Consider the following 11,709-nt stretch of genomic DNA (forward strand, 5'->3'; position numbering starts at 1 on the left):
CCCCCGTCCACCACAGGGCGCGGTGCGTCGGCGTAGGGTCCTCCTCCGGAGGTATGCCCAGGTCGACGTCTTCCGGCGGTGCCGCTGTCGCCGGGTCACGGTCGGGCACGATGGTCACCGCCGCATACGGGTTCACCACGCCGTAGCCGAGGCTGTCGTGCGGCAGTGCCGTCGACGGGTGGTCGGCGGAGATCCGCAGCCGCTGGTCGACGTCCTCGGCGGGCAGCTCAGGGTGATGTGCCCGGACGAGCGCGGCCACTCCGGCGACGTAGCCGACGGCCAGCTGAGGCGAGGAGGCCACCCGATGTCCCTTGCCCTCCGGTCCCACCCCGATGAGGTTCACCGCGGGGGCGGCCAGCGTGGGTTCGGCGCCCAGGGCGGCGTTCGACGGCCCGTCTTCACCGATCGGTGCCACCGCCACCACGCCGGGCAGCCGCGCCGGGAAGGCGAGCTGACCCGGTTTCGGTGTCGCCGCTGACGCCACGACGAGCACGTCGTGGTCGTACGCGTAGTCCACCGCCGCCCGCAGCGCCGGAATGCCCACGGTGGCCACCAGGCCGACCGCGATGACCTTGGCACCTGCGTCCGTGGCTTCCTTGATGCCCACCGCGATGGCCTCGGCGAGCGCTGTGTGGTTCTGGATCTTGGGCGGGTCGTCGTCCACCCGTACCGGGAAGATCGTCGCTTCCGGGGCCAGGCCGGCGAACGGCACGTGTGGGTCCGGGTCGGGGCGCGCCGCGATCAGTGCCGCGATGAACGTCCCGCTGCCGAAGCAGTCACCGTCACCGGTCTTCACCGCGCTGCCGGGGAGCAGGCTGATGCCGGGCAACACCGCTCCGCGGAGGGTAGGGGCCTTGCCGCTGACGCCGGTGTCGACGACGCCCACGACGATCCCGCGGCCCTTGGTCAAATGCCACACACGCTCGGGCGCCATCCGTTGCTGCGCCCACGACTTCTGCTTGATCGGGATCACCGACGGCGGCGTGCACTGACCGACCACGCCGCCGTCCTGCGCGAACGCGGGCAATGGCGCCTGGGTCAGCGCCATCCCCAGTGCCGCCGCGGCCGCGCAGCCGCGCAGCCTTCTGCTCACGCCGGTTCCTCCGTCCATCCGATCTGCAGTCCGACTCCGCCCCGCCGGGTGACCAGCACGGCGCGGCCCGGCGGGAGCTGCTTGCCGCGCTGGCCGTTGAGCAGGGGCATCTCGTTGGGCGGCATGGACAGCGCCAGCTCCGGCGTGTTGGACTCCTGCAGCCGCCGGGTGACCGGTTCCATCGTGGTGCGGCTCGATCCGGCCGCGGCCCGCGCCATCACCATGTGGAAGCCGATGTCGCTCGCCTGCGGGATGAGCTCGATCATCGCCCCGAACGGCCCGCTGGCGTGACCGAGCAGCAGGTCGTAGTCGTCGACCACGACGAACATCTCCGGTCCGCTCCACCAGTCCCGTTTGCGCAGCCGGGCGGGGCTGATGTCGGAGCCGGGCACGCGGCGTCTGAGCTCGCCGGTCAGCTCCGCGACCTGATCCTCGGCGGCCGGGGCGGACACCGCGACACCGCGGCGGTACGCCTCGGGGACGACGTCGATCAACCCGCGCCGGGGGTCGACCAGCAGGATCTGCGCCTGCTCGGGCGAGCACGCCGCCACGATGGACCTGATGATCAGCCGCAGCGCCGCCGTCTTGCCGCTGCCGCTGTCGCCGACGATGGTCAGGTGCGGTTTGGTGCCGAAGTCGTGCCAGACCGGCTGCAGGTCGAGCTCGCCGAGGCCGAGCGGGATCCTCGGCCCCGGCATCGTGGGCGGCGGCAGCTGCTCGGCGGGCAGCACGGTGGGCAGCACGGTGGGCAGCATCCGCACTGCGGGAGCCCGGTCCGCACGCCAGGATTCCGCGACCGCCTCGGTCAGCTCGCGGGTCGCCTCGGCCAGGCCCTGATCGGTGCACCGTCCGTCGATGCGCGGCACACCGGACAGGAAATGCTTCAGGTCCGGCGTCATGCCCCGACCGGGGATCTGCGGGATCTCGCCCGCCTTGCGCATGTTGATCATCGAGTCGATCTTGTCGCCGAGCCGCAGTTCCAGCCGGGTGCCGAACTGGTCACGCAGTGCGCTGTGCACGTCGGACCACCGGTTGGTGGTCACCACCAGGTGCACGCCGAACGACAGGCTGCGGGCGGCCAGCTACCGCAACGACACGTCGAACTGCTCGAACTCGGAGCGCAGCGCGCCCCAGCCGTCCACCACCAGGAACACGTCGCCGTGCGGGTCGTCGGCGAACTCGCCCCCTGGCCCGCCGCTCCCGGTACTCGTTCATGCTCTGCACGTCGTGTTCGGCGAACCGGCGTTCCCGGTCGGCGAGCAGCGACTGCACTTCCGCGACGGTGCGGGCCACCCGCTCCTCCTGCATCCGGGTGGCGACCCCGCCGACGTGCGGAAGCTTCTCCAGCGGGCCGAGCGTCCCACCACCGAAGTCCAGGCAGTAGAACTGGACCTCCTTCGGCGTGTGGGTCAGCGCGATGGAGCAGATCAGGGTGCGCAGCAGGTTGCTCTTGCCGGACTGGGGCGCCCCGGCGATGCCGACGTGCCCGCCCGGCCCGGACAGGTCCACCACATACAGGTCGCGGCTCTGCTCGAACGGCTTGTCCACCACGCCCACCGGGACGCGCAACCTGCCGAGGCCCTGCCAGTCCATCGCCTGCAAGCCGCGGTCCGGATCGCTGACCAGCGGGGGCAGAAGCTGGTCCAGCGTCGGCGGGTCGGCCAGCGGCGGCAACCAGACCTGATGCGCGGGCGGGCCGACGCCCACCAGTTTCTCCGCGGCCACGGTGAGCACCGACTCGCCGGTTTCCTCTCCCTCGTCCGGGGTGGCGGGTGCAGATGGTGCCGGCGCCTGGGGAAGGGCCACCCGCCCCACGTTGAACGGCACGACCTGTTGCCGCACCTCCTCCCGCCGCTGCTCACGAGTCCGCCTGCGGTAGGGCCCCGAGACGTCGGCGGCCTTGAACCTGATCAACGTCGCCACGTCGCTGCGCAGGTAGCCGTTGCCGGGCGCGTTGGGCAGCTGGTAGGCGTCCGGGACGCCGATCACCGACCGGGACTCCATGGCCGAGAACGTGCGCAGGCCGATGCGGTAGGACAGATGGCTCTCCAGTTTGTGCATCTTGCCGTCCTCGATGCGCTGGCTGGCCAGCAGCAGATGCACGCCGAGCGACCGGCCGAGCCTGCCGATCATCACGAACAGCTCGCTGAACTCCGGGTGCGACGTCAGCAGCTCACTGAACTCGTCGACGATGACGAACAGCGTGGGCATCGGGTCGAGCGGGGTGCCGGACAGCCGCGCCTTCTCGTACTCCAGCAACGAGCTGTAGCCGGTGGCGCGCAGGAACTCCTGGCGGCGCTGCAACTCGCCCTGCAGTGCGTCCTGCATGCGGGTGACCAGCGTGGCCTCCTCGGCGAGGTTGGTGATCACCGCCGAGACGTGCGGCAGATCCTCCAGGCCGAGGAAGGTCGCGCCACCTTTGAAGTCGACCAGGACGAAGTTGAGGATCTCCGACGAGTGCGTCATGGACAGCCCGAGCACCAGCGTGCGCAGCAGCTCGGACTTGCCGGATCCGGTGGCGCCGATGAGCAGCCCGTGCGGGCCCATGCCCCCTGCGCGGACTCCTTGATGTCCAGTTCGATCGGTGTGCCGCTTTCGGTGATGCCGATCGGGATGCGGAACCGGTTCCTGGTCAGGCCCGCGCGGGCCTGCTGGGTCTGCGCCGGATCCCACGTCTCCAGATCGTCGATGCCGAGCAGCTGGGGCAGTTCGAAGTTGGCCACCATCGGTTCGGAGACGTCGGTCGTCCCGCCCAGCCGGTACGGCGCGATCGTGCGGGCCAGCGCGGTGGCCTTGGGAATGCTGAGCTGGTCCGGCACGCACATCGGGGTGCGGCTCTCCTGGCCGGTGCGGTCGGTGCGGACCATCTCGACCTTCTCCTCGGTGACGTCCAGCCGCAGGGTGGCGCGGCCAATCCCGGGCACCGAGTCGTCCAGGTCGAGCACCGCAGTGTTGCGGTACCCCGTGCCCGCCAGCCGGGACTCGGCCGACACCTCCACGCCGTCCAGCACGATCACCACGTAGGGCTCGTCCGCGCTGGGGGAGGCCGCTGCCTCGAACCGGCCGCGATCGCTCAGTTCTGCGTCCAGCAGCTCGGTGGGCGCGTCGACCCCGTCGGCCAGCAGCCGGACGGTGCCTGCACCGTCCTGCTCGACCGGGTGCTGGGAGTGCGGCAGCCACTTCACCCAGTCCCACAGCTCGGCCCTGTCCTGGCTGGCGCACACCGCGATGCGCAGGTCCTCCGGCGAGTGGAACGTCGCGAGCTGGGCCAGCATCGCCCTGGTCATGGCGCGGACGACGGAGATGTCACCGCTGAACTTCACGGTGGAGAAGCCGCGCAGAAACAGCGACGTCGGCAGGTTCGCCACCGTGCTGTGCGCGTTGATGAACCTCCGCAGCGCCCGCGCGGAGAGCGGTTCGAGGTCGGAGATCGGCTTGGAGCTGACCGGCGAGATCTGCAGGGCCAGCCGCTGGGTGCCGGTGCCGATGCGGACCTCGGCGAAGTCGCCGTGTGCCGCGCGCCGTTCCCACAGCCGCCCGGACATGGCCACCGACCACAGCCCGTTCGGGTCCGGGTGCCGCCAGGCAAGCGATTCCCGCTGCTTCTCGGCGCTCTTGCGGACCTGCACCCGGATCTGGCTCAGGTCGCCGGACACGACGACGAACTCCAACGTCGCCGGACACGAGCAACCGGTCAGCCATCATGATCGCTTGCTTTCGCGCTGCCGGATCCTCTTGCATGTGGTTCCCGGGCAGGGATGGCCTGCCAAAGTCCACCGCGGCAGGGACTTGCGGCCCTCGTCGTCGTCCTTGCGGCGGACGACCGTTGCAGTCATGGGCGAGGAGGCCAGCCACCGGCCTGCCCGGATGACCCAGTGGTTGCGGCTGCTCAGGTCCCGGAACGGGCTGGTGCGCACGGCGGACCGCATCGAGGCTGCCGTGGTGGGTTTCTGCGTGACGGCCGCGCTCGGCGCCTTGCCGGTCGTGGGCGTCATCGGTTCCACCGTGCACGCGGATCTGCTGGAGCAGGCGGATCGGCAACGGGCGGAGAGCCGACCGACGATCGCGACGCTGGTCAGCGACGCACCACCAGCCCATCCGGGGACGGTCGCCCCGGTGAGCGCCCCGGTGGAGTGGACCGCAGCCGGGGGCCGCCACACCGGAACCGCGCACGTGCCAGCGGGGTCGAAGGCGGGCGTCACAGTGACGGTGTGGGTGGACGGCCGGGGGGAACGGGTGCCGCAGCCACTCACGGACGAAGAAGCAGCACTGAATGCGGCGCTCAACGCGACGCGGATGTGGCTCGGCTTCGTCGCGCTGCTGGCGACCGTCTGTTGCCTGGGGCATTGGCTGCTCAACCGTCGGCGATATGCCGCGTGGGCAGCAGAATGGCATCGGGTGAGCCGGACGTGGGGCACGAACTGAGTCATCCACGTCCGCGGTCGGTGAGGACGATCAGCCGACAGTCAGCGCCGGAATGATCGCGAAGAGTCCTCTCGACGGCTCGGGCCGAAATCGAGCGACCGGTCAATCGTCACTGCCCGACAGAACCATGATTCCGGTGGTGTTGCCGCCGGAATCGGTGATCAGGACGCACTCGCCGACGCCGGGTTGTGATGTCGATGTGGGTTCCGCAACGATCTTCGCGCCGGTTCGGACGCCCCGCCGGGCGCTGGCTGCCACCCGAATCAATTCGCCGTCGACGGCACGAGCACGGTCGGCGCCGAAGACGAAATGCACGACGGCCTGAATCATGGCGTCGTCCTTCGACGATCACGACGTCCTGCCTGGCTGCTACCGCTGACGTTCGTGCGTATCGGTGATCGGGCTCACCGAAGCTCATTCACGACATCCGTGCCGAACACGACCACTACGACACGGCAGGTCCGGGCACGGCTTGCTACTGCCGAACGTGCCAATTTTCTGGAGCTTCCCGATCGTCCGGGGCCTGATGGCGGGAAAAGAGGTCTTCGACACCGATCCGTGACATGAGCGGCCGCGCCTGGCGGCGGCGCAACGCGCCCAAGAATCTGCGCAACCGAAAGCCGCTCTCGGAGGAAGAAGTGGCATTTTCGGATACCGCATGAGACCAGCTGCTGACAGAATGTCACCATGTCCAGGCTGAGATGGTGGGCCATCGCCACGGTGTGGGCAGTGGGGGTCGCTGCCGTGGCACACATGGTCACGGCGTTCGTGCTGTCCGGGTGGGAGACGGCCGCCATCGTCGCGGACATCATCGCCGCGATCGCGGCCGTGGTGGGGACCGTGCTCTCCGTCCACGTGCTGCTGACCAACAAGGACGGGGTCGTGCTGGCGCCGCCGAAGGCCGGCGATCCCGAACACTGGATGGTTCCGCGAGACGAGGTCGACCAGGTCGTGCACGCCGCGTGCGGGGAAGGGCGCCGCACGGTCGGGATCGTGGCCGGGCTGCACGGCGGTGGCGGGGTCGGCAAGACCGTTGTCGCGCGCCTGGTCAGCAAGAACAAGCAGATCGAGAAGAGATTCGGCAGCCGGGTGTACTTCGTGACGATCGGTCGCGGGGTCCGCACCCGCTCGGAGATCGCCGCCAAGGTCGCGCAGGAGTTCCGCAGGATCACCGGCAGGACCATCGAAGGTCAGGACCCGGTGCAGATGGGCATGAAGCTGGGCGAGTGGCTGGAGCGGCGGCCGCGGTCACTGCTGATACTCGACGACGTCTGGGCCGGCGAACAGCTCGAGCCGTTCCTGCAAGGTGCGCGCGACCGCTGCGTCCGGCTGGTCACCACCCGCAATCCCGACGTGCTGCCTGCCGACGCGCGGCGCATCACCGTGGACCGCATGACCGACAAGCAGGCACGAGAAGTGCTCAAGCACCAGCTCGGCGACCAGCTGCCCGGCGCATGTGTCGAGGAACTGCTGGCGGCGACCGGGCGATGGGCGCTGTTGCTGCGGCTCACCAACGAATACATCAGGACCTTGACAGACACCGGTATTCCCGCGGCGGACGCGGCGAGCCAGCTGCTGGCCAGGTTGCGGCGCCACGGGCCGGCCTCCTTCGACCCGGCGAAGCGGATCGACCTCGACGACCCCCGGGAGCGGAACCGCGCCGTCGGCGCGAGCATCAGCGCAGCCATCGACAACCTCGTGGACCAGGGTGAGCCGTGGTCGCTGGACGCCAGGGAACGGTTTTCCGAGCTGGCCGTCTTCGCCGAGAACGAAGCCGTCCCGGTGCGGCTGGTCGCGCTGTTGTGGAAGGCGACCTCCGGCAAGGACGAGTTCGACTCACGGGTGGCGTGCGAGAGAATGGCGCGCTTGTCGCTGCTGACGCTGACCACGGACGTCGAGGGTGGCGCCGTGATCGTGCACGACGTCATCCGGGACTACCTGCAAACCGAGCTCGGCGACCGCCGCGCCGCGACCAACGCCGCCTTGTGCCGCGCGATCGCCGACGAACTCCCGGCCGTCGACCCGGCCCAGCGGACGCCGGGGCCGCGCCTGCCGTGGTGGACGGTGGGCAACGGCGGGTTCCTGCACTGTGCGGCCAGCAGCGACTACGTCATGGACCACCTCGTCGAGCACTTGATCGACGCGGGATGGACCAAGGAAGCCGAGGCCCTCGCCACGGACGTGCGCTGGATGCTGGCGCGGCTCCGGCAGCGTGGCCCCAATGCGGTGGCCAGTGACCTCGAACTTGCCGGGACGCCGGGAACACTGCGGTTCGCCGCCGACGTCGCCCGCGCCGCGCATCTGCTCGGTCCGACCGACCCGTCGCACAGCCTGGAAGCGATCCTGTGTAACCGGCTCGGCCCGCTTCGTCGATGGAAGTCCGTGTTCGCAAGCTTCAGCCCGCACAAGCCCGCGCTGTGCAACGCCTGGCTCCCACCGGACCTGCCTGATCCGGCGCTCAAGCGCACGCTGACCGGTCACAGCGGCGCGGCCCGGTTCGTGGCGTTCAGCGCTGACGGCACCCGTCTGATCACCGGCGACGACGAAGGGACCGTACGGCATTGGAGTACGTCGACCGGTCAGCTGCTGCAGACGTTCACCGGCCCCAGCCACGAACTGCAGTCGGTCGCGTTCAGTGCGGACGGCAGCCGGCTCGGCGGCGCGAACGACCGCGGTTCGGTGCGCTTGTGGAACGTGGCGTCCGGCGAGCTGCTGAGCAAGCTCACCGGCCCCGTCGGTCCGGTGAAGTCGCTCTCGGTCAGCCTGGATGCCACCCGGGTCGCCACCGTGGTCGAGGGCTTCCGGGTGTGCCTGTGGGACGCGACGAGCGGCGTTCTCAAGAAGACCTGCACGACCAGGGTCGACGACATGGACCTGACGGGTACCGACAGCGCCAGGCGAATGAACTTGGTCGTCCTCAGCCCGGACGGTGCGTGTCTGGCCACCGGGGACAACGTCGGGCGCGTGCACTTGTGGAACGCGGCGAGCGGGAGGTCACAAGGCACACTGCCGGCCGGCTTCAGGGGCGCGGTGCGCTCGATGGCGTTCAGCCCGGACGGCACCCGGCTGGCCGCCGGTGGTCGTGACGGAACGGTGCGCATCTGGGATGCGGCCGACCGGAAGCTGCTGCACACGTTCAGAGGCCTCACCAGCCCGGTGTGGTCGGTGGCGTTCAGCCCGGACGGCACCCGGCTGGCCGCCGGGGCCAACGACGGCACCGTTCGCTTGTGGGATGCGACGACCGGGACGCCGCTGCGCACGTTCAGCGGACACAACAGCTCGGTGGTCTCCATCGCCTTCAGCGCGGACAACGCCTATCTGGCGACCGGTGACCGCGACGGCTCGGTGCGTCTGTGGGATGCGGCGACCGGCGAGCGGGTACGTGCGACAGCCGGCCTCAACGGGCCGATGACGGCGGTGGCGGTGAAGCCGAGCGGCGCCTTTCTGGCGGTCGCCTCGGCCAGCGACGTCCGTTTGCTTGACGCAGCAACCGGAGCCCTGCTGGACACGCTCCATGCCGGTAGCAGCGAAGTGAAGTCTCTGGCCTTCAGCCCGGACGGCAGTTGGCTGGCCGCCGGAGGGCACGACGGCGCCGTCCGCCTGTGGGACGCGACGACCGGGGAGTACCTGCGCAGGATCGACGGCGCGAGTGGCCCGGTGTGCTCAGTGACGCCCAGCCCGGATGCTGCTTGCATCGCTGCCTGCTACGCGAACGGATCAGTACGGCTGTGGGATGCGGCGACGGGGGCGCTCCAGCGGACCCTGCACAGCCCCGACAGCGTCGCAGAGGCGGTCGTGTTCAGCCCGGACGGCAGGCGTCTCGCCACGAGGGATGCCAGCGGATTCGTACGGTTGTGGGACGCCACGACCGGTTCGCAGTCGCGTACGCTCAGTGTGGGCACACACGCGGTGAAGTCGGTGACGTTCAGCCCGGACGGCAGCTGGCTGGCCGGCGGTGCGCACGACGGCACGATATGCGTGTGGGATGCGGCCACCGGGGAAGTGCTGCACTCGGTCACCAGCTCGAACGGCCCGGTGTGCTGCGTGACGTTCAGCCCGGACGGCAGCTGGCTGGCGGCCGTGACGAGGACCGGTGCCGTGGAGGTCCGGACCATGCCCACCCTGGCAGCGGCCGCCATGACACGGGTCGACGACGCGCTGGTGGGCGCGACATGGAGCCTTCGGTCGCAGACGATGTACGTGGTGGGATCCGCCGGGCTGCACAGCTTCGCCTTCGCGCCGCAGGAGGACGAGGCGGCCGACGCCGGGCCGCCCGCGGCACATGGCCGGGCAACGAGCGACGTGACCGGGTGATCAGGAGCCTGCGCACCAGCCTAGGCGTCCCAGGTGCCCTGCGTCCGCGTCCATGCCGGACGGTGCACGATCGTGCCGAGGGGTTTTCGTCCTGCCAGGACAAAGTGTGCAGCGCGGAAGAAGCGGACAATCGGCGACAGCGCATCACCCAAGGGAGGCGCCCGCCATGCCCAGCACACTCATGCGGATGTTCACCGACCGGCTCACACGCGTCGCCGACCACGTCGACGATCCGGAGCAGCTGCCGGCATCGGCGCAGACCATGCTCGCCGACATCATCGGCGACGAACGGCTTCTCGAGCGCAAGGAAATGGAGCCGGACCCCGACCACTACCGGCAGCACATCCTGCACGTGGACGAAAAGGGACGGTTCTCCGTCGTCGCTCTGGTGTGGCTGCCCGGCCAGGAGACACCGGTGCACGACCACGTCGCCTGGTGCATCACGGGCGTGCACGCCGGCCACGAGGTGGAGAAGCGCTTCGACGTCACCCGCGACACCACGGGCCGCCCGCGGTTGCGGCCCACCGGGGAGTTCCACAACGTCGCCGGAACGGTCACCGGGCTTCCACCGGTCGGCCGCGACATCCACCATGTGCGCTGCGCCGGCGACGAGATCGCCATCTCCCTGCACCTGTACGGGGCGGACATCGGCAGGCTCGGCAGCAGCATCAACGTGGTCTACGATCCCGCCGTGATCATGGAAATGTCGCGGCCGGGCGAACCGGCCGCGACAGCTTCCCGCCGACGGGGCTAGGCAGGCTGCGGCTCGCGCTTGGCCGCCAGCTCCCGGCGCACGATGCGAGCGCCGTCGGCCAGCGCCCTGAGCTTGCTCTGCGCGATCATCCTCGGCAGGTTGATCAGGCCGCAGTCGGTGGTCAGCCCGAGGCGCTCGGCCGGCACGTACTCCAGCACCTGCCGGATGCGGTCGGCCACCTCGTCGGCGGTCTCCGTCACCGTCGACTTGACGTCGATGACACCGGCCACGAACGGCTTGCTCCAGTTGTGTTCGGCCAGCGGCTTGAGGTCGTCCGGCCCGGTGCGGCCGACCTCGTAGTTCAGTGCGTCGATGTTGGCGTCCAGCACGTGCGGGAACAGGGCCCGGGCCCGCTCCGGGGCGGGGGCGTCGCTGGGCCGCTGGTCGAGCACCCACGCACCGAACTCGCGCGGGGCCTCGTCCGGGAAGTAGCCGGGCGTGCCGGAGTAGTTGCCCCAGCAGGTGTGCACCCAGAACTGGCAGTCCACACCTTCCACCGCCTTGTTGAGCGCCTCGATCTCCCAGTCGCCCATGCCGTACGGCCACACGAACTCGTCCAGCTGGATGATGTCGGCACCGTTGTCGGCCAGCTCCTTGAAGTCCTCGTTGAAGGCCTTCGCGATGGCCAGCGCCAGCTCCTTGGTCTCCTTGTAGTACTGGTTGTTGGTGGCCGCGGCGAGTACCTGGATGCCGGTGTAGGAGATCTTCACCGGCTTGTTGGTCGCCTTGCGCACCGCGCGCAGGTTGGCCAGGTGGAACGGATGCTCCCGGCGCACCTCACCGACGCAGGTCGGCGCGTACAGCGTCGAGTAGATCGGCAACCCGATCGGCGGTCCGGACATCTTGTACCCGGACATCCGTTGCGCGTAGTGATAGGCGATCGTGCCGTAGGGGGAGTCCCCGCCGTACACCTTGCCATCGCTGATCACGTCCAGCCCGGCCATCTCCTGGTCGCGCACGATCGCCGCGACGGCGTCCTCGAACGCTTCCCGGCTGATCGAGTCGTAGACGAACTCGCCCTGCGGGAACGTGGCGAACGCTTGACCGTCGTACCAGCGCGGGTTGGGGTAGTTACCGACCATCGTGGTCGGGAGCAGGATGTCTTCGGAGCCAACTCGCATGG

General features: G+C 69.7%; 7 protein-coding genes and 1 pseudogene. 3 read left to right on the forward strand and 5 right to left on the reverse strand.

Going from position 1 to position 11,709, the window contains the following annotated elements:
- The 3 genes and pseudogenes from CXP56_RS00820 to eccCa all read right to left on the reverse strand — a co-directional run.
- The coding region (locus CXP56_RS00820; protein WP_286899158.1) for a S8 family serine peptidase at positions 1–1,093 on the reverse strand (1,093 nt) is incomplete at its 3' end.
- Positions 1,090–2,148 carry a type VII secretion protein EccCb gene (gene eccCb, locus CXP56_RS00825; RefSeq protein ID WP_286899160.1) on the reverse strand — a complete coding sequence of 353 codons (1,059 nt, stop codon included), beginning with the start codon at positions 2,146–2,148 and terminating at the stop codon, positions 1,090–1,092. The genes CXP56_RS00820 and eccCb, both read right to left, overlap by 4 nt.
- Positions 2,093–3,909: pseudogene (eccCa, locus tag CXP56_RS00830) on the reverse strand (type VII secretion protein EccCa); the annotation flags it as partial. The pseudogene eccCa and the gene eccCb, both read right to left, overlap by 56 nt.
- 1,018 nt (positions 3,910–4,927) lie before the next feature.
- On the opposite strand from eccCa, the gene CXP56_RS00840 reads away from it, so the two are divergent.
- Entirely contained in the window at positions 4,928–5,518 is a 591-nt protein-coding gene (locus tag CXP56_RS00840) for an Rv1733c family protein (RefSeq protein WP_028845996.1), read from the forward strand.
- Positions 5,519–5,620: 102 nt separating this feature from the next.
- Here the strand turns inward: CXP56_RS00840 and CXP56_RS00845 are convergent, their stop codons facing one another.
- The gene (locus tag CXP56_RS00845) at positions 5,621–5,848 is read right to left on the reverse strand and encodes a hypothetical protein (RefSeq protein WP_028845995.1); all 228 of its coding nucleotides are present in this window, start codon (positions 5,846–5,848) and stop codon (positions 5,621–5,623) included.
- 357 nt (positions 5,849–6,205) lie between these two features.
- Between CXP56_RS00845 and CXP56_RS00850 the strand changes: the two genes are divergently transcribed.
- Together CXP56_RS00850 and CXP56_RS00855 are read left to right on the forward strand one after the other, a co-directional pair.
- Positions 6,206–9,832 carry a WD40 domain-containing protein gene (locus CXP56_RS00850; protein WP_286899168.1) on the forward strand — a complete coding sequence of 1,209 codons (3,627 nt, stop codon included), beginning with the start codon at positions 6,206–6,208 and terminating at the stop codon, positions 9,830–9,832.
- A 166-nt stretch (positions 9,833–9,998) separates the two neighbouring features.
- On the forward strand, positions 9,999–10,586 hold the full coding sequence (locus tag CXP56_RS00855) for a cysteine dioxygenase family protein (RefSeq protein WP_051309390.1): 588 nt from the start codon (positions 9,999–10,001) through the stop codon (positions 10,584–10,586).
- On the opposite strand, the gene CXP56_RS00860 is transcribed toward CXP56_RS00855, so the two are convergent.
- Positions 10,583–11,707, reverse strand: a complete 1,125-nt coding sequence (locus CXP56_RS00860; protein WP_286899171.1) for a cobalamin-independent methionine synthase II family protein — start codon at positions 11,705–11,707, stop codon at positions 10,583–10,585. The genes CXP56_RS00855 and CXP56_RS00860 overlap by 4 nt on opposite strands.
- Positions 11,708–11,709: the final 2 nt, after the last annotated feature.

This window comes from Thermocrispum sp. (assembly GCF_002919275.1).
Taxonomy (GTDB): Bacteria; Actinomycetota; Actinomycetes; order Mycobacteriales; family Pseudonocardiaceae; genus Thermocrispum; species Thermocrispum agreste.